Raw genomic sequence first — 22,061 nt, forward strand, 5'->3', positions numbered from 1 at the left:
CGGCGTTGGGCAGATCACAGTTCACCAGCCTTGCGACTTGGCGGGACCCACTGTGTACTGACGAGTAACATTCCCTTCGGAGCGCGGGCCGCCCCGACCGGGATCCGCCCGACAAGGCGCCTATGCTGCCTGCATAAGGCGGTACCAGAAAAGACGATGCGGTAGGAGAGCCGGCGTGAGCCTGAGGATCGTTGTCTGTGTGAAGTACGTGCCCGACGCCACTGGCGACCGGCAGTTCACCGAGGACTTGACCGTCAACCGTGACGACGTCGACGGCCTGCTGTCGGAGCTCGACGAGTACGCCGTCGAGCAGGCGCTGCAGATCGCCGAAGAGGCCGACGACGCCGAGATCACCGTTCTGACGGTGGGCCCCGAGGACGCCAAGGACGCGCTGCGCAAGGCGCTCTCGATGGGCGCCGACAAGGCCATCCACGTCGAGGACGACGACCTGCACGGCTCCGACGTCATGGGCACCTCGCTGGTGCTCGCCAAGGCCATCGAGAAGGCCGGCTACGACCTGGTCATCACGGGCATGGCGTCGACCGACGGCACCATGGGCGTGCTGCCGGCGATCCTGGCCGAGCGCCTGGGCGTCCCGCAGGTCACCCTGCTCTCCGAGGTCAAGGTCGAGGACGGCACCGTGACCGGCCGCCGTGACGGCGACACCGCGAGCGAGCAGCTGGAGGCCTCCCTCCCCGCGCTCGTCTCGGTGACGGACCAGTCGGGCGAGGCCCGCTACCCGTCCTTCAAGGGCATCATGGCCGCCAAGAAGAAGCCGGTTCAGTCCTGGGACCTGGAGGAGCTGGAGATCGAGGCCGACGAGGTCGGTCTGGAAGGCTCCTGGACCGCGGTCGACGCCGCGGCGCAGCGCCCGGCCCGTACCGCCGGCACGATCGTCAAGGACGAGGGCGAGGGCGGCAAGCAGCTGGCCGAGTTCCTGGCCGGCCAGAAGTTCATCTAAGAGCTTCGGCCAACCCCTCCATAGCCCCCAGACACTTCGCAATCGCAGGAGAGCAGTCCCATGGCTGAAGTTCTCGTCTACGTCGACCACGTGGACGGCGCCGTCCGCAAGCCCACCCTCGAGCTGCTGACGCTGGCCCGCCGCATCGGCGAGCCCGTCGCCGTCGCCCTGGGCGCCGGTGCCGACGCCACCGCCGCGGTGCTCGCCGAGCACGGCGCGGTCAAGGTCCTCACCGCCGACGCCCCCGAGTTCACCGAGTACCTCGTCGTACCGAAGGTGGACGCGCTCCAGGCCGCGTACGAGGCCGTCTCCCCGGCCGCCGTACTGGTCCCGTCCTCCGCCGAGGGCAAGGAGATCGCCGCGCGCCTGGCCGTCCGCATCGGCTCCGGCATCATCACCGACGCCATCGACCTGGAGGCGGGTGACGAGGGCCCGGTCGCGACGCAGTCCGCCTTCGCCGCGTCGTTCACCACCAGGTCCCGCGTCTCCAAGGGCACCCCGGTCATCACCGTGAAGCCGAACTCGGCCCCGGTCGAGGCCGCCCCGGCCGCCGGCACCGTCGAGGCGCTCGCCGTCACCTTCGGCGCCCTGGCCACCGGCACCAAGGTCACCGGCCGCACCCCGCGCGAGTCGACCGGCCGCCCCGAGCTGACCGAGGCCGCGATCGTGGTCTCCGGCGGCCGTGGCGTCAACGGTGCCGAGAACTTCCACATCATCGAGGACCTCGCGGACTCCCTCGGTGCGGCCGTCGGCGCCTCGCGTGCCGCCGTCGACGCCGGCTGGTACCCGCACTCCAACCAGGTCGGCCAGACCGGCAAGTCGGTCTCCCCGCAGCTCTACATCGCCTCCGGCATCTCGGGCGCGATCCAGCACCGGGCCGGCATGCAGACCTCGAAGACCATCGTCGCCATCAACAAGGACGCCGAGGCCCCGATCTTCGACCTCGTCGACTACGGCGTGGTCGGCGACCTCTTCGCGGTCGTCCCGCAGCTGACCGACGAGATCAAGGCGCGTAAGGGCTGACCTGCGCTTCTGTTCGTAGCTCCACTTCTCCGGGGCCGTGTGGTGTTTCTCACCGCACGGCCCCGAGTCGTTCGTCCCACGCGTCGGAGGGACCATTGACGGAGCGGAACCCCGTGACTAAATTCTGCTATGCGGATCTAAGCTTCCGTGAAGCGGAAAAGAGGAGAGTGCACGATGGGTCAGCAGGAGAAGGTGGCGACGAGCCTCGCAGGCGCGGTCAGCGAGGGCATCAGCGCCTCCCTCGCGCCGGTGGACGCGGAGCTCGCGCGCCACTACCCGGGCGACCCCGGCACCCGGCAGCCCATCCACACGGTCTACGTACCCGGTGACGTCTTCGCCGCCGACACCATCCGCTCCTGGGGCGACCAGGCCCTCGCCGCCCTCGACGAGCACGCCCCGGACGCCGCGACCTTCGCCAAGGTGCTCGGCATCTCCGGCGAGCTGGCCGTACCGGTCTACGACCGCGTCCGCGCCAAGCTGCTGCGCGAGCCCATCGAGGACCTGCGCGTCGACTTCGAGGACGGCTTCGGCGTCCGCTCCGACGAGGAGGAGGACCAGGCCGCGGCCCGCGCGGCCCGCCTGATCTCCGAGGCGTACTCCAACGGCACCAACGCTCCCTACATGGGCATCCGCATGAAGTGCATGGAGTCCAACGTCCGCGACCGCGGCATCCGCACCACGGACGTCTTCCTCTCCGGCCTGCTCGCTCACGGCGGCCTGCCGGACAACCTGGTCCTGACCCTTCCCAAGGTCACGTACGCCGAGCAGGTCACCGCGTTCGTCAAGCTGCTGGAGGCCTTCGAGACCTCCCGCGGTCTGCGCCCGGGCCGGATCGGCTTCGAGATCCAGATCGAGACCAGCCAGTCGATCCTGGCCTCCGACGGCACCGCCACCGTGGCCCGCATGATCGAGGCCTCCCAGGGCCGTGCCACCGGCCTGCACTACGGCACCTTCGACTACAGCGCCTGCGTCGGCGTCTCGGCCGCGTACCAGGCCAGCGACCACCCCGCCGCGGACCACGCCAAGGCGATCATGCAGGTCGCGGCCGCCGGCACCGGCGTACGCGTCTCCGACGGATCGACGAACGTCCTGCCGATCGGCGCCACCGAGAAGGTCCACGAGGCCTGGAAGCTGCACTACGGCCTCACCCGCCGGGCCCTGGCCCGCGCCTACTACCAGGGCTGGGACATGCACCCCGGCCACCTGCCGACCCGCTACGCTGCCGTCTTCACCTTCTACCGCGAGGGCCTGGAGACCGCGGCGGCCCGCCTCAAGGCCTACGTCGCCAAGATCGAGGGCGACGTGATGGACGAGCCCGCCACGGCCAAGGCCCTGGCCGGCTACCTGGTCCGCGGCCTCGACTGCGGCGCCGTGGGCCCCGAGGAGGTCACCGCCCTGACCGGCCTGACCCGCGCGGAACTGGACGCCTTCGCGATCCCCCGCCGCTCGGCGACCCTGACGGCGACCGCCTGATCCGGACGGCTCGAGCGGCCCGGCCCCGGTTCACCGGGGCCGGGCCGTCGGCGCATGCGGGCCGGGAAGCACCCAGAACCGCAGGGTGCCGTCCTCTCCGGCGGAGGCGAGCAGGCTGCCGTCGGGGGAGAAGGCGACGCCCCGGACGGCGCCGGTGTGCCCGGTCAGCGGCAGAGCGCTGACGGACTCGCCCGCATGCGCGTCCCACAGCCGCACCGTGCCGTCCGTACCGGCACTGGCCAGGAGCCGGCCGTCCGGGGAGAAGACGAGGTCGTACACCTGCCCGGTGTGCCCGGACAGCGTCAGGCTGCGCGACGGCCCGGCGGGCAGGTGCCAGAGCCGGATGGTGCCGCCGATGTCACCGGTGGCCAGCAGACGGCCGTCCGGCGAGAAGGCCAGCGCGAGGATCGAGGCCCGGTGGGCGTCCAGCTCCAGGCTGGACGGATCACGGGTGGTGCGGTCCCAGAGAGCCACCTTCTCGTCGATCGCGGCGGCCAGTGTGCGCCCGTCGGGGGAGACCGCGAGGGCGTAGACGCTGGACACCCCGTCGGGCACCCGCGGGGTGGCCCACAGACCGGCCTCCACCCCCCAGAAGAAGATCCGGCCGGTCGCGTCGATCGTCGCCGCCCACCGGCCATCGGCGGCGAAGGCGACGCGTCTCTTCAACGACACGGGCCGGACCAGCGCAGTGGACGGGTCCGTGCCCGGGGTCCACACTCCGGCCGGGCCGCCCTCGACAGGGAACTCCAGTCCCCACGGGGTGTCCGCCGGCAGCGCCAGCTCGTCGGGCAGTGACTCGCGCGTCACAGGATCCCAGGCCAGGACCCTCTGGTCCTCGCTGTGGACGAGGAGCCGGCCGCCGTCCGGAGAGAAGGCGAGCCGGCGCAGCGGCGTCCCGGCCTTGCCCGAGGTGGCAGGCAGGGGTACGGCGTGCCCCTGGCGCAGGGCGGCGGTCAGGGCCCGGGATCCGAGCGGCGAGGGAGCCCGCGAGGCGACGTCCGGATCGAGGTGGTAGACGACCATGACCTCGCTCTCGCCGCAGGCGGCCAGGACGCGGCCGTCCGGCGAGAACGCGACGTTGTGGACCGGCCGTTCGTGCCCGGTCAGGGGAGGACCCACGGGGGCGCCGGTGGCCGGGTCCCACAGCCGTACGGTCCCGTCGTCGCAGCCGGTGGCCAGCAGGCGGCCGTCCGCGGAGAACGCCACGCCCCAAGTGAACGGGTCGGGACCGGCGAGCGGCCCGCCGACGGCGGCGCCGGTGGAGGTGTCCCACAGTCGGGCCCCGTCGACGCCGGCGGTGGCCAGCAGGCGGCCGTCCGGGGAGAAGGCCATCCCTTGTACCTCGCCCTCGTGCCCGATGAGGGGCTCGCCGACGCTCGATCCCGTGATGAGGTCCCACACCCGGATGGCGTGCTTGCCTTTCAGCGCGGCCAACAGGCCACCGTCGGGGAGGACGGCCAACGCCCCGACCTCCCCGAAGTGCCCGATGAGCGGTGGTCCGGCGGGCTCGCCGGTGGTCGCGTGCCACCTGCGCACGCTCTCGTCGTCGGCGGCCGTGACCACCGTGCGGCCGTCGGGGGAGAAGGCCACGACCTCGACGGACTCCTCGTGGCCGGGCAGGGCCGGACCCGTCGCGGCAAGGGTCGACAGGTCCCACAGTCGCGCGGTGCAGTTGCCGGCACCCGTGGCCAGCGTGCGGCCGTCCGGCGAGAACGCCATGGCGCTGACCTTGTAGACGTCGACTTTGATCTCGCCCGCGGACCGGCCGCGGACGGGGTCCCACAACTGCACCATCCCCTCGCCGCCGGTCGCCAGGAGCCGCCCGTCGGGAGAGAACGCCGCGCTGCGGGGGTGGTTCGTGTTCGCGGTCAGCAGGCAGGCCACGAAGAACCCGGTCTCACCGGCGGGCGGGGGCGCGGCGGACGATGGGGCAGGAGCAGGAGCAGGAGCAGGGGCAGGGGCAGGGGCGGGCACGGAAGCGGGCGCAGGAGCGGAGATCCGGGGCGGCACGGGGGGCGCCGGGGCGGCTTCGGGAGCGGTCGCCTCGCGCCGGTCCGGCGCCGGAGGCTGGAGGGCGGCCAGCGCGCGCCAGCGGCTCCGCCAGGGGTCCAGCCGTGGGGAGTTGTGCGGCGGAACGGCCGTTTCCTGCCCGTACTCGTCGTACGCGTACAGGACCCGCACCAAGGCCATCAGCTTGTCGAGGCCCAGCAGCCGCTGCCCCCGGAACGCGTCGCTCTGCGTGGCCACCGGCAGTTGGATCCCGATCCGGGACTTCGCCGCCCGGCTCTCCAGCTTCCGGTACGAGGGGTTGCCGCGCTCGATCCGCAGTCGGCGCAAGTCGCCCGCGAGGCGGCTCAGTTCCTCCTCGAAGCCACTGTTCGAACCCACCTGCGCCCCCTGGACCGTGCGGAAGGCCAGGCTAGGGCGCGGTCCGCCGAACAGTCCCGGACTTTCCGGAACAGCGGCGAACACCCCGGGATTTCCGGGCGGGTTCGGTAGTGATCGCGATGGCCGCGGATCCGTTCCGCCCGTGCGGGAACGGTCCGGTCCGTCGACTGCAATCGGGCCATGACCACACCTCAGAACCCGACGGACCCCGAGCCGTTCCTGTCCCTGCACACCGCCGTCGTGCTGCTCGCCGCGATCCTGATCGGCGTCACGGCCGGCGGCCTGACCTTCCTCGGCGGTTCCGGTGCCGCGCTCGGCGTGCTCGCCGGGCTGACCGCCGCCGGTGGCGCCGTTCCGGTGCTGCGGACCCTCATCCGCTGAACGGGGGGAGCTCGCCCGAGCCGCGGGGGATCAGTCGGGTCGGGAGTTCGGTGCGCGTCGTCGGGAGGGCGGCTCCCGACAGGCGCTGGAAGAGGCGGTCCGTGGCCACTCGGCCGAGGGTCGCCGGGTCCTGGGCCACCACCGTGACGCCGGGGCGGAGCAGGTCGGCCAGCTCGAAGTCGTCGAAGCCGACCAGGGCCACCGGGTGCTCCAGGGCTGCGAGGACCCGTACCACCGTGACCGTCACGCGGTTGTTGCCCGCGAAGACGGCGGTGACCGGGTCCTGGTCCGCGAGCATCGACCTCGTCGCCGCCGCCACCCGGCCCGGGTCGGTGGAGCCGAGGGAGACCCAGGAATCGTCCACCGGCAGACCCGCGTCGGCCATGGCGGTGCGATAGCCGCGCAGGCGCTCCGCCGCCGTGTGGATGCGCGGGTGGTCGCCGACGAAGCCGATCCGGCGGTGGCCGCCCGCGATCAGGTGGGCCACTCCGCCACGGGCGCCGCCGAAGCTGTCCGAGAGCACGACGTCCGCGTCGATCCTCCCGGCCGGGCGGTCCACGAACACCGTGGCCACACCGGCCCGCATCTCCGGCTCCAGGTAGCGGTGGTCGTCCCCGGCCGGGATCACGATCAGGCCGTCCACCCGGCGGGCGCACAGCGCGAGCGCCAACTCCCGTTCGCGATCGGGGTCCTCGGCGCTGGAGCCGTTGATGAGGAGAGCCCCGTGCGAGCGGGCCACTTCTTCCACGGCCCGGTTCAGCGGGCCGTAGAAGGGGTCGGCGAGGTCCTCCAGGATCAGGCCCACGGTGGCGGTACGGCCCTTGCGCAGGACGCGCGCGCTGTCGTTGCGGCGGAACCCCAGGGCATCGATGGCCTCTTGGACCCGCTTCTCGGTCTCGGGGGTGACGCCCGGCTCGCCGTTGACCACCCGAGACACCGTCTTCAGGCCGACGCCCGCCTGGGCCGCCACGTCCTTCATGGTCGGCCGGTTGCCGTAGCGGGGATCGGACGGGCGGCGGTTGTGGGGCACGGTCGTGAATCCTCCGGAGTCTCGGGCAGGGCTGTGACCTTGAGGATAAGCACTCGGCCGATAGTGAGGTTTCCGTGGCAGGCTGGTGCGGGCAAGCCACTGGGGGCTCCGGACGAGCCATGGGGAGAGGGGTAGACGTGATTGTCTGGATCAACGGCACATTCAGCGCGGGAAAGACCAGCACGGCCCGCGAACTGGCCGGAATCCTGCCGGACAGCACCCTGTTCGACCCGGAGTTCATCGGCGACGCGCTGCGCGTGCTGCTGCCGGCCAAACGGCTGGCGGAGGTCACCGACTACCAGGACCTGCCGAGCTGGCGGCGGCTGGTGGTGGACACGGCGGCGGCGATGCTCGCGGAGCTGGGCGGAGTGCTCGTCGTGCCGATGACGCTGCTGCGCCAAGAGTACCGGGACGAGATCTTCGGCGGGCTCGCGGCACGCCGGATACCGGTGCGGCACGTGCTGCTGGCCCCTGCGGAAACGATCCTTCGCGAGCGGATCGCGACCCGGGAGGAGCCGGGGGAGCCGGACGAGGTGGACCTCCGGGTCCGCCAGTGGGCCTACGACCACATCCCGGTCTACCAGCAGGCCCTCGGCTGGCTCTCGGGCGACGCGCACGTCATCGACAACAGCAGCCTGACGCCGCGCGAGACGGCGCAGCGCATCGCCGAGGCCGTCCGCTCCGAGACGGCCCCGGTCTGCGACATCGTGCAGACCCCGGAGCCCACGCGGGAGACGGTGGCGGCCGGGGTACTCCTCTTCGACGAGCAGGACCGGGTGCTGCTGGTGGATCCGACGTACAAGGCCGGCTGGGAGTTCCCGGGCGGCGTCGTCGAAGCGGGCGAGGCACCCGCGTGCGGGGGCGTACGGGAGGTCGCGGAGGAACTGGGCCTCGTACTGGACCGGGCGCCCGGCCTGCTCGTGGTCGACTGGGAGTCCCCGCAGCCCCCCGGGTACGGGGGACTGCGCCTGCTCTTCGACGGCGGCCGCCTCTCCCCGGAGGCGACGGCCCGGCTCCGCCTTCCGGGCCCGGAACTGAGGGCCTGGCGCTTCGTCACGGAGGCCGAGGCCGGCGGCCTCCTCCCGCCGCACCGTCACGAACGCCTGCGCTGGGCCCTGCGCGCCCGGGAGCGCGGCCGCCCCCTCTACCTGGAGACGGGCACCCCGGTCGGCTGAGCCCGGCGACGGACGGGCGCCGAGGACGGGAGACCGAGGACGGGAGACCGAGCCGTCAGGCGGGGGTTGCGGCGGCCGCCTTGACCAGTGCGGCCGCCGTGTCCGCCGTCAGGGGATCGCCGTGGCCGAAGCAGGCGATCGAAGGGGAGAGCCCGGCCAGGCGGTGGAAGGAGTCGATCGCCCGGCCCCGGTCCACGTTGAAGACGCCCAGCATCAGCGGGCCGACGGCGGCGATGCAGTCGCCGGCGAACAGCACGCCGTGGCGCGGGAGGTGGATCCCGATGCTGCCGTCCGTGTGGCCCGGGGCGTGGACGACGTACGCCCCGTCCCCGAAGCCCAGCGCGTCCCCGTCCTCCAGCTCGCGGTCGACCGGGGTGGGCGGGGCTTCGGGGACTCCGGTCAGGGCGCGCGCGTACAGCGGGATCTCCCAGTCGAGCAGCACCGGTTCGGGAACGGGCCGCTCTCCCCGGATCACCGGCGCGTCCAAGCGGTGCGCGAGCACCTGCGCGCCCCAGCGGGCGGCGAGCTCACCGGCGGCGCCGATGTGGTCGCCGTGGCAGTGGGTGAGGACGATCCGCTCCAGCCGCTCGGGCAGCAGCCCGAGGGAACGTATCGCCCCCTCGATCTCGGCGGCGGACCCGGCGTTGCCCGCGTCGATCAGGGTGAGGGCCTCGCCGTCCTGCCAGAGGTATGCCTGGCCGATGGGGAAGCGGAGCATGTGGAGCCGGTCCGGAAGTACTTCTACAAGATCCATGCGTCGACCGTAGGCACGGCCGCCCGGCTCGCACACGCGACTTCGCCGGAAGCGGAGTACGCCCAAGGCGCACTCCGCCCTGGGCGTACACGCACCCCGTACGGGGGTCAGGCGCGCTTGGACTCCGCGTAGTTGACGAGGAAGAGGGCCTCCGCCACCGACAGGCGCTCCAGCTCCTGCGGCGACACGCTCTCGTTGACCGCGTGGATCTGCGCCTCGGGTTCGCTCAGCCCGACCAGCAGCATCTCCGCCTCCGGGTAGAGGGACGTCAGCGTGTTGCACAGCGGGATCGACCCGCCCATGCCGCTGATCTGCATCTCCTGGCCGGGGTACGCGGCCTCCAGCGCCGACCGCATCGACGCGTACGCCGGGCTGTCGGTGTCCGCCTGGAACGGCTGGCCCTGGCCGACCACCTCGAGTTCGAGGCGCGCCTTCCACGGAGTGTGCGCCTCCATGTGGGCCTGCAGCAGCTTGATGGCCTCGGCGGCGTCCACGCCCGGCGGCATGCGCAGGCTGATCAGCGCGCCGGCGCTCGCGTGCACCGAAGGCGTCGCGCCGACCACCGGCGGGCAGTCGATGCCGAGCACCGTCACGGCCGGGCGGGCCCACAGCCGGTCCGCCACCGTGCCCTCGCCGATCAGCTCGACCCCGTCGAGGACCTTCGCGTCGGCACGGAAGTCCGACTCCGGGTACTGCAGGCCGTCCCACACCCCGTCCGAGGCGAGCCCGTCCACCGTCGTCGAACCGTCCGCCGCGCGCAGCGAGTCGAGTACGCGGATCAGCGCGGCCAGCGCGTCCGGGGCGGCGCCGCCGAACATGCCGGAGTGCAGGTTGCCGCCCAGCGTGTCGATCTTCACCTTGAGCAGGCACATCCCGCGCAGCGTGGCCGTCACCGTCGGGAGGCCGAGACGGAAGTTGCCCGCGTCACCGATGACGATGGTGTCGGCGGTCAGCAGCTCCGGGTGCGCCTCGGCGTACTGCTGGAGGCCTCCCGTGCCCTGCTCCTCGGATCCCTCGACGATCATCTTCACGGCCACCGGGACACCGCCGTTGGCCTTCAGCGCGCGCAGCGCCAGCAGGTGCATGATGAACCCGCCCTTGCAGTCGGCCGAGCCGCGCCCGTACCAGCGGCCGTCGCGCTCGGTCAGCTCGAAGGCGGGGGAGATCCAGGCCGCGTCGTCCAGCGGCGGCTGGACGTCGTAGTGCGCGTACAGCAGAACGGTCGGCGCGCCCTCGGGGCCGGGCAGGAAGCCGTACACGGACTGGGTGCCGTCGGGGGTGTCGAGCAGCGCCACGTCCCGGAAACCCTCGACGCGCAGGGCATCGGCCACCCAGTTCGCGGCCGCCTCGCTCTCGCTCTTGGGGAACTGCGCCCAGTCCGCCACCGACTGGAAGGCCACCAGCTCGGTCAGCTCCTGCTTGGCGCGGGGCATCAGCGAGGCGATGGTCTCGGCGATCGGATTCTGGGACATGGGCACGCTCCTTTTGGGTGCGACGTTGTTCTCCGTGTACGCCGCCCGCATCCGCGGGATGTGCGTATGCCGGGTACGGCGAAAAAGACAGTCCAGATCCTCGCACAGCGGGGTGGTGCGTCGTCTCGCCGTAGGATTTCCCCGGCATCGGAGCAACCGGGTGATCAGGAGCGGCAACACATCGTGAGCAGCGACGACGACGTACGCGACGCAGGGGCGGGCGCAGGCGAGGACGCGGGCGCAGACGCAGGCCTGGGCCCGGGCGAGGGCGCAGACGCAGGCGTGGACGCGGGGCAGGCCGTCCAGGGGGCGGCCGGGGGGAGCGGCGGGACCGGCGAAGTGTGGGACGTGGTCGTGGTCGGGGCCGGACCGGCCGGATCCTCGGCGGCATACGCGGCGGCGACGGCCGGCCGGCGCGTCCTGCTGCTGGAGAAGGCCGAACTGCCCCGCTACAAGACCTGCGGTGGCGGCATCATCGGCCCCTCGCGCGACGCCCTGCCCCCGGGCTTCGTCCTGCCCTTCAAGGACCGCATCCACGCGGTCACTTTTTCGATGGACGGGAAGCTGACCCGCACCCGGCGCTCGAAGCAGATGCTGTTCGGGCTCATCAACCGGCCCGAGTTCGACGCCGGCCTGGTCGCCGCCGCCGAGAAGGCCGGCGCCACCGTCCGTACGGGTACGGCCGTGGCCCGCGTCGAACAGCACGGCACCGCCGTGCCCGACCGGCGCACCGTCGCCGTGGTGCTCGCCGACGGGGAGACCGTCCTGGCCCGCGCGGTGGTCGGCGCGGACGGCAGCGCGAGCCGGATCGGCGCGCACGTCGGCGTCGAGATGGACCAGGTGGACCTCGGCCTGGAAGCGGAGATCCCCGTTCCCGCGACGGTCGCGGAGGACTGGAAGGGACGGGTGCTGATCGACTGGGGCCCGCTGCCCGGCAGTTACGGCTGGGTCTTCCCCAAGGGCGACACGCTCACCGTCGGGGTCATCTCGGCCAAGGGCGAAGGTGCCGCGACCAAGCGGTACCTGGACGACTTCATCGCCCGGCTCGGGCTCGCCGGCTTCGAACCGGCCGTCTCCTCCGGGCACCTGACCCGCTGCCGCAAGCCCGATTCGCCGCTGTCGCGCGGCCGGGTCCTGGTGGCGGGCGACGCGGCCGGACTGCTGGAGCCGTGGACCCGCGAGGGCATCTCCTTCGCGCTGCGTTCGGGGCGGCTGGCGGGGGAGTGGGCGGTGAAGATCTCCGAGGCGCAGGACGCGGTGGACGCGCGCCGGCAGGCCCTCAACTACGCCTTCGCGGTGAAGGCCGGGCTCGGCGTCGAGATGGGCGTCGGCAAGCGGATGCTGACCGTTTTCGCGGCCCGGCCGCGGATGCTGCACGCGGCGATCACCGGCTTCCGTCCGGCGTGGCGGGCCTTCGCCCGCATCACGCGGGGTTCGACGACCCTGGCCGACCTGGTGTGTACGTACCCGCTGGCCCGCAAGGCGCTGAACATGCTGGACGCCAGGCAGGCGGCGGCGGCCCGGAGCGGCGGCAAGGACTAGGGAAGGACCAGGGAGGGGGCGTGGTCCGGGGTGTGGGCGCGGGCGTGGGCGCAGGCGGGGCGCAGGGTGCTGCGGGTGCGGGCGGTCCGAACTGGTGGGGCGGCCTGGACCTGAACGAGGTCGAGCGGTCGGAGCAGGTCCTCGCGGCCTTCGAACGCGGCGAGCGGTCCGTCGGCGTGGCGGTGATCGCGCCGGCCCTCAACCACCCCGATCCCGCGGCCGTGCTGCCCGTGGTCGCCAGGGCGCTGGAGTCGGCGGACCGGGAGGTCGCCGGCAGGGAGTGGTGGCCCTGGCGCATGTGGCGCGGCTCCACCGCACGGCTGACCGGCGCTGCCTGGCACTGCTGCGCCGCTGCCCCCGCGGCAACGAGGCCGACGACGACCTGTGGTCCTTCGTGCCGCACTGGGAGCTCCCGCTCTGGCTGTGGTGCCACCACCTGTGGGAACGGCTGGTCGAGCGGCTGCGCCGACCGTTCGGCTGAGCGTTCGCCGTCGCCGTCGCCGTCGCCGTCGCCGTCGCCGTCGCTTCCGCAGTCGTGGTCGTGGTCGCGGTCATGGCCGGACGAGGGGGTGTGGCGGTCGTGGCGGTCGCCGAGGCACGTCCGCCGGGTCAGTTCGACACCGTGATCCGGAAGACCGGGTGGTCGGCGGCGGCCGCCTGGATCTCCGCGTCGGAGGACTTCGCGGAGACGCCCTGGAAGAACCGGTCGACCTCCCAGCCCCACTTCTCCAGGTAGGTGCGCAGGACGGCGGCCTGCTGGACCGGGTCGGTCAGCTCCGTGGCCGTGAACGTCCGCACCTTGCGCCCCACGCGCAGCTCGCCGCCGCCCGCGACCCGCATGTTGCGGACCCACTGGGAGTGGCCGCGGGCCGAGACCAGGTACTGGGCGCCCTCGTACATGTGCGGGTTGACCGGGATCCGCTGCATCTTGCCGGACTTGCGCCCGCGCACCGACATCTCCGCACTGCCGGCGAGGCTGATGCCGAAGCGGGCCAGTTTGCCGAAGAGCGAGTTGAAGCGGGTGGCGAGCGGGCCGGCCTGTACGTAGTACGGGGTGGGCGTCGCGTTCATGGTGACCTCCGGGGCCGTTTTCCGCTTTGAGAGAGCACTGCTCTCGCTTGAGAACAGTGTGCACGGATCGATGCATCAAAGCAAGAGCAGTGCTCTCGAAATGGAGCAGAGGTCCGGTTTCTGGCCAGTGCTCCAGACGCGTGGCACACTGACCCGCATGAACACCGTGCGAGGGGCCAGGGAACGGGCCCGCATCGAGGTCACCGCCGCCATCAAGGACGAGGCGCGCCGCATGCTCGCGGCCGAGGGCGCCGCCAAGCTCTCCCTGCGCGCCGTGGCCCGCGAGCTGGGCATGGTCTCCTCCGCCCTCTACCGCTACTTCCCCAGCCGCGACGAGCTGCTCACCGCGCTGATCATCGACGCGTACGACAGCATCGGCGCCGCCGCCGAGGAGGCCGACGCCAGCGCCCTCGCCGCCGGGTCCCCGCCCCGCACCCGCTGGATCGCGGTCTGCGAGGCCGTCCGCGCCTGGGCGCTGGAGCACCCGCACGAGTACGCCCTCATCTACGGTTCGCCGGTGCCCGGCTACAGCGCACCCATGGACACGATCGGCCCCGCCTCCCGGGTCGGCAACTCCCTCGTCGGCATCCTGCGCGCCGCCTACGAGGGGCGCGGCCTCGCCCTCCCGCCGCTGCCGCCGGCCCTGCGTCCCGAGGCCGACCGGATGACCGCCGACTTCGCCGAGGGCCTGCCCCCGCAGGTCACGGCCGCCCTCGTCGCCGCCTGGGCCCAACTGGTCGGCCTCGTCTCCTTCGAACTGTTCGGCCAGTTCAACCGCGTAGTCGAGGACCGTGCCGCCTTCTTCGCGCACGCCGCCGCCCAACTGGGTCACGGCGTAGGCCTGCCCGCCGTATGACGGGGGCGGGGGCGGGGCGGGGGCGGGGGCGACGGCTGGGACCGGGGTGGGCGGGGCGGGCCTCTTCCGGAGATTCACATGATGAGGCGATGACTCGCTCTTCTGTTCCTCATACCAATGCGGGCGGTTCGGCCTTGCCCGATGGGCCGCCCGTCTAGTGTTCCTCGGGTCGCCCCCCTGCCGCCGCCGGAGGAACGTTCATGCCTCGCGCCGTAAAGGCCTTGTACGCCGTCCTGGCCACCCTCTTACTGGCCGCGCCGGCGCCGGCCGTCACCGCGTCGGCGCGCGATGCGGTGACGGCCGCCGCCCCGATCCCCGCTCCGCCCCCCCAAGCCCCGGATGCCTGGCGTGCGGGGCCTGGAGATCGGCATCCCCGCGTACGTCTGGGCGAACGACGCCATGCTGACCGACCTCACCGCCACCGGTCCGGCCGCCTCGGTGGTCGTCCTGAACCCGGGCAACGGGGACTCCCCGTTCGGCGCCCCCTGGCGGGCCCGCGCCGACGCGCTGCGCAAACGCACCACCTCCACCGGCGAGAAGACCAAGGTGCTCGGCTACGTCCACACCGACCACGGCATCCGCGACATCGCCGCCGTCAAGGCCTCCGTCGACAACTACCTCAAGACCCCCGACGGCCGCCTCCACGTCGACGGCATCTTCTTCGACGTGGTCAGCCGCGACTGCGGCCCCGCCAACACCACCCGCGACCACTACGCGGAACTGCGCCGCTACGTCCAGGACACGATGAACGCCGCCGACCCGGCCGCCCCCGACCTCGTCGTCAACAACCCCGGCACCGCCATAGCCGACTGCTACCTGGAGCCGGGGCGCCGCACCGCGGACGTCTTCGTCACCTACGAGGACACCTACGCCGCGTACACCGGCGGCGGCTGGCTCGGCGGCAACGTCTTCGACCCCCTGTCCGGCTACCGCGCCGGAACCGAACTCGATCCGAGCGGAACGGCGTTCTGGCACCTGGTCCACGACGTCCCCGACGCCGAGGCCATGCGCGCCACCCTGCGCACCGCCTTCGACCGCGGCGCGGGCTACGCGTACGCGACCAGCACGGTCATGCCCAACCCCTGGAACGCGGGCCCGACATGGAAGTACCGCGCCCAGACCACCTACGCGGCCACCCTCGGCCAGGCAGTCGCGTCTGGAGCAGTGGTCGACATCCGGCGGCGGCACTCGGCGCCGGGTGGCAGTCCGGCCCGATGCCCACCCGGACTCCGTCGGCGGTGCCCCGTCGACCACCGGACCGGCGCGATGGCCGACCGGCTGGCCGCCCGGTGGGCCGCGGTGGGCCCGGCGACCTAGCGGTTCAGCGGCCGTCGTTCTCGGGGCGGCGGGCGAAGCGCCACAGGACGTGGGTGACCCGGAGGAGGAACACCGCGCCCGCCACGATTCCTCCGGCCACCGCCAGGGCGCGGCCGGCCGCGGGGGACAGGGAGAACGCCGGCGCGGGCCCGTACACCGCGCCGAAGGCGAGGGCGGCCGCGAAGCAGGCGCTGACGAGGGCGTAGCCGATCTCGATCGTGATCGCGTCACGGTCCGCCTGAGTACGTTGCTCCATGCGTGCAGTGTCACAGTCCGCACTGCCCGTCACAAGGAGGCCTGCGCCGCGCCGCTCCCGCCGTCCGGCTCAGATCCCGGCCGTCTCGCTCCACAGCCGGGCCAGCGCCAGGTCGCCCGTCACTCCCGGACCCGCCAGCGGGAGCCGGTTCCACAGGGCCGCGTAGAGCCAGGCCGCCTCCCCGGTCAGTTCGCAGTCGGCCGCCTCTCCCGTGTCACCCTGTACCGTCCTGGCCGGCTCCGGCGACAGCTGCACGGTCCACACCGCGCCCGTGTCGGCGGCCCGGACCCTTACCACCCGGGGCTCCGGCGTACGCACCCGGCTGCGCGGCCGTGCGTGGAAGCCGGTCAGCAGCTCGTCGACCCCGTCCTCCGCGAACTCCGGCTCCACCGCGGAGAACGCCACACCCCGCGCGGCCTCCGCGTCCATCCGGTGCACGGTCGTCTCGTGGGCCTGCCGCCGCGCCCAGAACGCCAGCGGCGAGGGCGGGGCCGTCGGGAGGAAGGTCCAGCACTGCATGTCGGCCGGGGCCTCGGTCAGGGTGCGCACCAGGTCCGCGTGGCCCTGCCGGAACCACGCCAGCAGTTCGCCGCCGGCCAGTTCCGGCGCGTCCGGGAAGCCGACCGGCTCCAGCCGCCGCTCCGCGACGTACCCGGCCGCCCAGCGGTGCACCGACCCGGTGTGGCGCAGCAGATCGGTGACGTGCCAGCCCGGGCAGGTGGGGACCGGAGCGTCCGTACCGGCCTGTTCGGCCACGTCGGCGAGCAGCTCGCCTTCTCGTGCGAGGGTCTTCACAAGTTCGGTGATCTCCATACCGGGAGTCTTATCAGCCCGCCCGCGACAATGGGGGACATGGATGGGGAACTCTTCCCGCGCGAGCGGGCCGTGATCGCTCCCGGCGCCGTGCACGTGCCCGACTGGCTCGGGGCCGAGCGGCAGGGCGAGTTGCTGGCGGCCTGCCGCGCGTGGGCCCGTCCGCCGGCCGGCCTGCGCACCGTACGGACCCCGGGCGGCGGGGTGATGACCGCCCGGCAGGTGTGCCTCGGGCTGCACTGGTTTCCGTACGGGTACGCCCGCACCGCCGTCGACGGGGACGGGGCGCCGGTCAAGCCGATGCCGGGGTGGCTCGCCGAGCTGGGGCGGGAGGCGGTGGCCGCCGCGTACGGGGGCCCGGGGGGCACGGCGGACCTGCCGGACCCGGCGGCGGCCTACGACATCGCGCTGATCAACTTCTACGGCGGCGACTCCCGCATGGGCATGCACCGCGACGCCGAGGAGAAGTCCGCCGCTCCGGTGGTCTCGCTCAGCCTCGGCGACACCTGCGTCTTCCGCTTCGGGAACACCACCTCGCGCGGCCGCCCGTACCGGGACGTGGAGCTGCACAGCGGTGATCTCTTCGTCTTCGGCGGCGCGAGCCGGCTGGCCTACCACGGAGTGCCGAAGGTCCTGCCGGGCACGGGCCCGCGGGCCCTCGGGCTGACCGGGCGGCTGAACATCACACTGCGGGTCGGCGGGCTGGGCTGAGCGGCGGCGTCCGGCACCCTCCGATCATGCGAGGATCGATGCCATGAACGGCAACGGGGCCCCGCCGCGGGTGGGGGATGTGACCACGCCATCCGCGTCCACGGCCGCCACGCGGACCAGGCTGGAACGCGGTCGCGGCGCGCTCGGGCCGGCGCTGGAGCTCGTCCACACCGGCCGCGCCCCGACCCGCGCGGTCCTGACGGCCGAGCTCGGGGTCACCCGCGCCACCGCCGGAGCCGTCGCCGCCGAGCTGGAGGCACTCGGGCTGATCCGCGTCGACTCCCGCCCCGGCGGGGCCGGCGGCGCCCAGGGCCGCCCCTCGCACCGCCTCTCCGTGGCCGAGGACGGCCCGGTGGCCCTCGCGGCCCAGGTGCACTCGGACGGCTTCCGGGCGGCCCTGGTCGGCCTCGGCGGCCGCATCGTGGCCACCGCCCCCGGCAAGGTCACCGTCTCCGCCGACCCGGCCCAGGTGCTCGGCGCGGTCGTGGAGGCGGGCGCCGAACTGCTCGCGGACAGCGGCCGCCGCTGCGTCGGCGCGGGGCTCGCGGTCCCCTCGGCGGTCGCGGAGCCGGAGGGCACCGCGCTGAACCCGCTGCACCTGGCCTGGCCGGCCGGTTCTCCCGTACGGGCCATCTTCGCGGAGTGCGTGAAGGCGGCCGGGATCGACGGCCCGGCCCTGACCGGGAACGACGTCAACCTCGCGGCACTGGCGGAGCACCGGCACGGCGCGGGGCGCAGCGCACAGCACCTGCTGTGCGTGGCGACCGGGCACCGCGGGGTCGGCGGGGCCCTGGTGCTGGACGGCCGCCTGCACAGCGGCAGTTCGGGCCTGGCCCTGGAGGTCGGTCACCTCACCGTGAACCCCGAGGGGAGGGCCTGCCACTGCGGCGGGCGCGGCTGCCTGGACGTGGAGGCGGACCCACTGGCCTTCCTCACCGCGGCGGGCCGCAGCCCCGGCCCCGAGGTCTCGCTGCTCCAGCAGGCCCGCGACCTGCTGCGAGACGAACCCGCGGAGCCCGCGGTACGGGCCGCCACACAGGAGCTGATCGACCGGCTCGGGCTCGGCCTCGCCGGCCTGGTGAACATCCTGAACCCGGACCGGATCATCCTGGGCGGCCTGCACCGGGAACTGCTGCACGCCGACCCGGAACGGCTGCGCGCGGTGGTCGCCGACCGCAGCCTGTGGGGGCGCAGCGGCGGCGTGCCGATCCTGCCGTGCACCCTGGACCACAATAGCCTGGTGGGCGCGGCGGAACTGGCCTGGCAGCCGGTGCTCGACGACCCGCTGGGAGCCTTGGCCTAGGCCGGCCTAGGCCCTCTCCTCCGGAACCCTGCCGGATGCGGAACCCCACCGGGTGCGGGGCCTTGGCGGGCGGGGCGGGGCTGGTGGGTCTACCCGGGCCCGGCCCCGACCGGGGATGCCACCGGCACGCCCGTCCCGACGGCCCCCGGGTCGACGGCGACGAGCACCGTCCGCGCGGGTTCTCGTACGGGCCTGGTCTCGATCCGCACCGGCTGCGGGCGTGCCGCCTGGGCGGGAGCCGCCGTGAGCGAGAACCACACCACCTTGCCCGGCCCGTCGGACTGCTGCCGCGCGCCCCAGGACTCGCTGAGCGCGGCCACGAGGGCGAGGCCCCGTCCAGAGGTCTCCAGCGAGCCGACCTGCGCTTCGTGGAGCACCGGAAGCCGCGGATCGCTGTCGATCACCGAGACGGTGAGGCGCCCGAGGCGGAGTTCGATCTCGACGGTGCAGGTCTTGTCCGGCTGCGCGTGGCGATGGACGTTCGTGAGCAGTTCCGTCACGCCGAGCGCAGCCCGGTCTATGAGCGGATCGAGCTGCCAGTGGCGCAGCTGCGCTGAAACGATTCTGCGGATTTGGCCGATCCGCGACGGCAAGGCCTGCAGTTCGACGACGCAGTGCCTGCGGGAATGAGTGATCACGGCTGCGACTCCCCGACATGAGTGTTACGGGTGCTGCACCCTCGGTAATGCTCCACCAGGGTCACCCACGGTGCCGCACAGTGCAACCGAACGCGATCGAAAGGGATGTGCATGGAAACCCAAAGCGAACGTTTGTGCAGGTGGGCGAGGTACATTGCGAAAGGAGGGGGCGAATTGCACCCATGAAGGAGCGCGGCGCATGAGCACCACCGGCACCACCAGCAGCACCGGTACGACGGTCACCACCGTGGACGTCGACCGCAGCGACGCGGACTACCGCGCCTGGCTGAAGGAAGCGGTCCGCAAGGTCCAGGCCGACGCCAACCGCTCTGCGGACACCCACCTCCTGCGCTTCCCGCTCCCCGAGGCATGGGGCATCGACCTCTACCTCAAGGACGAGTCCACCCACCCGACGGGCTCCCTCAAGCACCGCCTCGCGCGCTCGCTGTTCCTGTACGCGCTCTGCAACGGCTGGATCCGCCCCGGCCGCCCGGTGATCGAGGCCTCGTCCGGCTCCACCGCCGTCTCCGAGGCCTACTTCGCCAAGCTGATCGGCGTTCCCTTCATCGCCGTCATGCCGCGCACGACCAGCCCGGAGAAGTGCCGGCTCATCGAATTCCACGGCGGAGAATGCCACTTCGTTGACGACTCGATGAAGATGTACGAGGAGTCGGCGGAGCTCGCCGCGCGTACGGGCGGGCACTACATGGACCAGTTCACGTACGCCGAGCGGGCCACCGACTGGCGCGGCAACAACAACATCGCCGAATCGATGTACCAGCAGCTGAAGCTGGAACGTTTCCCCGAGCCCGCCTGGATCGTGGCGACCGCCGGTACGGGAGGCACCTCGGCGACCATCGCGCGCTACGTGCACTACATGCAGCACGACACCCGGATCTGCGTCCCGGACCCGGAGAACTCCTGCTTCTTCGACGGCTGGACCAACAACGACCCGAACGCGAGCAGCGATTGCGGCTCGCGCATCGAGGGCATCGGCCGGCCGCGGATGGAACCGAGCTTCGTGCCCGGCGCCATAGACCGCATGATGAAGGTCCCGGACGCGGCGAGCGTCGCCGCCTGCCGCGCGCTGGAGACGGCGATAGGGCGCAGGGCGGGCGGCTCGACCGGCACCGGCCTGTGGAGCGCCCTGAAGATCATCTCGGAGATGGTGGCGGAGGGCCGTACCGGCAGCGTCGTCACCCTGCTGTGCGACCCGGGCGACCGCTACCTGGACAAGTACTACTCCGACGAGTGGCTGGCGGCGCAGCGGCTCGACATCGCCCCGTACACGAAGACCATCGACACCCTGCTGACGACCGGGGTCTGGCGCGAGCCGTCGGCCTGACCGGGCCCGTGGCGGGAGCGGCCGGCCCGACCGGCCTGTGGCGCGACCGTGACCGTCCGGGGACGAAAACGCCCTGGGCGGAGCCGAGTCGGCTGGCTACGCTGTGCGGACTTTTCAGCGCGGCGCAGCTTCGGGGGAGCCATGGCGGGCATCGAGTACAACAGACCGGAACGGGACGCGCGTACACGGGCCCAGACCGGTGCGGCCGGGCGGCCGCAGCCGGTTGACCGGCCGGACCGGCCCCGGGCCGAGTCCCGGGCGGCGCAGCTGGAGTGTCCGCGCTGCCATCACCGCGACCAGGTGCGGGCCGTCCCCGCCATCTGCGTGAGCGGGCACACCAGGTACCAGGAGGACGATGGCGACCGGCGCGTCGGCGCCCGCGAGGTCGTCCCGCGGCTGGCCGAGGCGTTGGCCGTGGCCCCGCCGCCGCCGGTGACCGCGGGGCGGACGGCGCTGGGAGTGCTGCTGGTCCTGGTGTCGATCGGTACGTTCACCGGCGGCGCGCAGGGCGGGCACTGGTTCGCCGACGAGCCCGCGGCCGAAGTGAACCACGGGTCGATGACGCTGTGGGGCGGCGCGACGTGGGCCCCGGCGCCCGAGCCCGGGGCCGAGCTCCTGTTCCTGGCCTGGATCTCGGGTTTCGCCCTGCTGGGGGCGGTTCTGCTGATCGTCTCGACCGTGCGGGTCCAACGGGCGTTCCGGGCCCGGATCGCGGCCGGCCGCGACGCCGCCGAGGAGGTCTGGTCCCGCGGCTGGTGCTGCGCACGGTGCGCCGTGGTCCATTTCGGCACCGGGCCGGCGATGACCCTGCAGGAGTTCCGCAGAGCGGTCTGGGGCGCGGGGGGCTACGGAGAGCTGGCCGAAGTGCACCGTGCGACCGGCGCGGTGGCGGACCCGGCTACTGATCCGCCGCACGCCGGGCGGTGAGCCGCCCGTCCAGCGTGCGGACCGCCGTGCGGAAGGAGTGGCCCAGCCCCGGCCGGGCGGCGGTCAGGCCGAGGCGGAACGGGGCCGAGCCGTCCGCGGCGAAGGTCCAGCGGACGTGCGTGCCGGAGCCGGCCGGCGTCAGCCGCCACTCCTCCAGCAGCGCCCGTACTCCGGGGGCGTTGGTCGTGTCGACCCGGTACGCGTAGCGCTGCTCGGGATCCGCGGCCATGATCGTCTCCTGGAGGCGCACCCCGCCCATCAACCTGACCTCGCGGCCCGCGCCGCCGTGCGTGGGCCGGGCCAGGGTCACCGCCTTGAACCAGCTCGGCCAGCCCGCCACCTCCTCGGCGAGCGCCTGGTACACGGCCTCGGGCGGCGCCGCCGCCTCGGTGGCGAAGACCAGCCGGATCGGCGCGTCGTCGATGAAGTCCAGCCCCACCGGACGGAGTCGGCGAGCCATGACGGTACCCCCTGGGACGAGGTGCGGGTCTGCGTGGGCGTCACCATAGCCGGGCGGCCCCGAGATGTCCGCTGCGATCCCGCGCAGATTCCCGTCCCGGATCCGGTCTCGGCACTTTCACCCCGCGTGGGGGATTCGTGCGGCGTGGGGCCTGGGCACGGGAGG

At 73.0% G+C, this 22,061-nt stretch carries 23 protein-coding genes; 13 read left to right on the top strand and 10 right to left on the bottom strand.

The features are described 5' to 3' along the window. Positions 1-175: 175 nt before the first annotated feature. From OG332_RS39280 to OG332_RS39290, 3 genes are all read left to right on the top strand, one after another. Entirely contained in the window at positions 176-961 is a 786-nt protein-coding gene (locus OG332_RS39280; protein ID WP_327417918.1) for an electron transfer flavoprotein subunit beta/FixA family protein, read from the top strand. 60 nt (positions 962-1,021) lie between these two features. Next, on the top strand, positions 1,022-1,984 hold the full coding sequence (locus tag OG332_RS39285) for an electron transfer flavoprotein subunit alpha/FixB family protein (protein ID WP_327417919.1): 963 nt from the start codon (positions 1,022-1,024) through the stop codon (positions 1,982-1,984). A 174-nt stretch (positions 1,985-2,158) separates the two neighbouring features. After that, positions 2,159-3,457, top strand: coding sequence for a DUF6986 family protein (locus tag OG332_RS39290; protein WP_327417920.1), 1,299 nt, complete (start codon positions 2,159-2,161; stop codon positions 3,455-3,457). Between the two features lie 30 nt (positions 3,458-3,487). On the opposite strand, the gene OG332_RS39295 is transcribed toward OG332_RS39290, so the two are convergent. After that, entirely contained in the window at positions 3,488-5,845 is a 2,358-nt protein-coding gene (locus OG332_RS39295) for a WD40 repeat domain-containing protein (protein WP_327417921.1), read from the bottom strand. A gap of 180 nt (positions 5,846-6,025) precedes the next feature. On the opposite strand from OG332_RS39295, the gene OG332_RS39300 reads away from it, so the two are divergent. Further along, entirely contained in the window at positions 6,026-6,226 is a 201-nt protein-coding gene (locus OG332_RS39300) for a hypothetical protein (RefSeq protein ID WP_327417922.1), read from the top strand. On the opposite strand, the gene OG332_RS39305 is transcribed toward OG332_RS39300, so the two are convergent. Next, positions 6,216-7,205, bottom strand: a complete 990-nt coding sequence (locus tag OG332_RS39305; protein ID WP_327419511.1) for a LacI family DNA-binding transcriptional regulator — start codon at positions 7,203-7,205, stop codon at positions 6,216-6,218. The genes OG332_RS39300 and OG332_RS39305 overlap by 11 nt on opposite strands. Before the next feature lie 188 nt (positions 7,206-7,393). Here OG332_RS39305 and OG332_RS39310 point away from each other — a divergent pair, with 188 nt between their 5' ends. Continuing rightward, on the top strand, positions 7,394-8,431 hold the full coding sequence (locus OG332_RS39310; RefSeq protein ID WP_327417923.1) for an NUDIX hydrolase: 1,038 nt from the start codon (positions 7,394-7,396) through the stop codon (positions 8,429-8,431). Between the two features lie 55 nt (positions 8,432-8,486). On the opposite strand, the gene OG332_RS39315 is transcribed toward OG332_RS39310, so the two are convergent. Together OG332_RS39315 and OG332_RS39320 are read right to left on the bottom strand one after the other, a co-directional pair. Next, complete coding sequence (locus OG332_RS39315; RefSeq protein ID WP_327417924.1) at positions 8,487-9,185, bottom strand: MBL fold metallo-hydrolase; 699 nt, start codon at positions 9,183-9,185, stop codon at positions 8,487-8,489. Between the two features lie 107 nt (positions 9,186-9,292). Continuing rightward, positions 9,293-10,657 (bottom strand): dipeptidase, encoded by a 1,365-nt coding sequence (locus OG332_RS39320; RefSeq protein ID WP_327417925.1) that lies wholly within the window; start codon positions 10,655-10,657, stop codon positions 9,293-9,295. A gap of 183 nt (positions 10,658-10,840) precedes the next feature. On the opposite strand from OG332_RS39320, the gene OG332_RS39325 reads away from it, so the two are divergent. Beyond that, positions 10,841-12,199, top strand: a complete 1,359-nt coding sequence (locus OG332_RS39325; RefSeq protein ID WP_442816280.1) for a geranylgeranyl reductase family protein — start codon at positions 10,841-10,843, stop codon at positions 12,197-12,199. On the opposite strand, the gene OG332_RS39330 is transcribed toward OG332_RS39325, so the two are convergent. Further along, positions 12,196-12,405 carry a hypothetical protein gene (locus tag OG332_RS39330; RefSeq protein WP_327417926.1) on the bottom strand — a complete coding sequence of 70 codons (210 nt, stop codon included), beginning with the start codon at positions 12,403-12,405 and terminating at the stop codon, positions 12,196-12,198. The two genes, OG332_RS39325 and OG332_RS39330, sit on opposite strands and share 4 nt — an antisense overlap. Positions 12,406-12,482: 77 nt before the next feature. On the opposite strand from OG332_RS39330, the gene OG332_RS39335 reads away from it, so the two are divergent. Continuing rightward, on the top strand, positions 12,483-12,680 hold the full coding sequence (locus tag OG332_RS39335) for a hypothetical protein (RefSeq protein WP_327417927.1): 198 nt from the start codon (positions 12,483-12,485) through the stop codon (positions 12,678-12,680). Positions 12,681-12,808: 128 nt separating this feature from the next. Here OG332_RS39335 and OG332_RS39340 read toward each other — a convergent pair whose 3' ends face one another. Continuing rightward, positions 12,809-13,270, bottom strand: a complete 462-nt coding sequence (locus OG332_RS39340; protein WP_327417928.1) for a nitroreductase/quinone reductase family protein — start codon at positions 13,268-13,270, stop codon at positions 12,809-12,811. Positions 13,271-13,427: 157 nt separating this feature from the next. On the opposite strand from OG332_RS39340, the gene OG332_RS39345 reads away from it, so the two are divergent. Then, positions 13,428-14,126 carry a TetR/AcrR family transcriptional regulator gene (locus tag OG332_RS39345; RefSeq protein WP_327417929.1) on the top strand — a complete coding sequence of 233 codons (699 nt, stop codon included), beginning with the start codon at positions 13,428-13,430 and terminating at the stop codon, positions 14,124-14,126. 348 nt (positions 14,127-14,474) lie between these two features. Next, on the top strand, positions 14,475-15,443 hold the full coding sequence (locus OG332_RS39350; protein WP_327417930.1) for a spherulation-specific family 4 protein: 969 nt from the start codon (positions 14,475-14,477) through the stop codon (positions 15,441-15,443). Positions 15,444-15,447: 4 nt separating this feature from the next. Here the strand turns inward: OG332_RS39350 and OG332_RS39355 are convergent, their stop codons facing one another. Continuing rightward, positions 15,448-15,699 (bottom strand): DUF6332 family protein, encoded by a 252-nt coding sequence (locus OG332_RS39355; protein ID WP_327417931.1) that lies wholly within the window; start codon positions 15,697-15,699, stop codon positions 15,448-15,450. A 69-nt stretch (positions 15,700-15,768) separates the two neighbouring features. Next, complete coding sequence (locus tag OG332_RS39360; protein ID WP_327417932.1) at positions 15,769-16,512, bottom strand: maleylpyruvate isomerase family mycothiol-dependent enzyme; 744 nt, start codon at positions 16,510-16,512, stop codon at positions 15,769-15,771. 39 nt (positions 16,513-16,551) lie between these two features. On the opposite strand from OG332_RS39360, the gene OG332_RS39365 reads away from it, so the two are divergent. Next, positions 16,552-17,223: an alpha-ketoglutarate-dependent dioxygenase AlkB family protein gene (locus tag OG332_RS39365; protein WP_327417933.1), complete on the top strand. Its 672-nt coding sequence runs from the start codon at positions 16,552-16,554 to the stop codon at positions 17,221-17,223. A 43-nt stretch (positions 17,224-17,266) separates the two neighbouring features. Next, positions 17,267-18,526: an ROK family protein gene (locus OG332_RS39370; RefSeq protein ID WP_327417934.1), complete on the top strand. Its 1,260-nt coding sequence runs from the start codon at positions 17,267-17,269 to the stop codon at positions 18,524-18,526. An 89-nt stretch (positions 18,527-18,615) separates the two neighbouring features. Here the strand turns inward: OG332_RS39370 and OG332_RS39375 are convergent, their stop codons facing one another. Continuing rightward, entirely contained in the window at positions 18,616-19,164 is a 549-nt protein-coding gene (locus OG332_RS39375; RefSeq protein WP_327417935.1) for an ATP-binding protein, read from the bottom strand. A 199-nt stretch (positions 19,165-19,363) separates the two neighbouring features. On the opposite strand from OG332_RS39375, the gene OG332_RS39380 reads away from it, so the two are divergent. Both OG332_RS39380 and OG332_RS39385 read left to right on the top strand, forming a co-directional pair. Then, complete coding sequence (locus OG332_RS39380; RefSeq protein WP_327417936.1) at positions 19,364-20,509, top strand: PLP-dependent cysteine synthase family protein; 1,146 nt, start codon at positions 19,364-19,366, stop codon at positions 20,507-20,509. Positions 20,510-20,650: 141 nt separating this feature from the next. Next, positions 20,651-21,436 carry a hypothetical protein gene (locus tag OG332_RS39385; protein WP_327417937.1) on the top strand — a complete coding sequence of 262 codons (786 nt, stop codon included), beginning with the start codon at positions 20,651-20,653 and terminating at the stop codon, positions 21,434-21,436. On the opposite strand, the gene OG332_RS39390 is transcribed toward OG332_RS39385, so the two are convergent. Beyond that, positions 21,408-21,896 (bottom strand): SRPBCC family protein, encoded by a 489-nt coding sequence (locus tag OG332_RS39390; RefSeq protein WP_327417938.1) that lies wholly within the window; start codon positions 21,894-21,896, stop codon positions 21,408-21,410. The two genes, OG332_RS39385 and OG332_RS39390, sit on opposite strands and share 29 nt — an antisense overlap. Positions 21,897-22,061 lie beyond the last annotated feature (165 nt).

The sequence above is a fragment of the Streptomyces sp. NBC_01233 genome, from assembly GCF_035989305.1.
Taxonomy (GTDB): domain Bacteria; phylum Actinomycetota; class Actinomycetes; order Streptomycetales; family Streptomycetaceae; genus Streptomyces.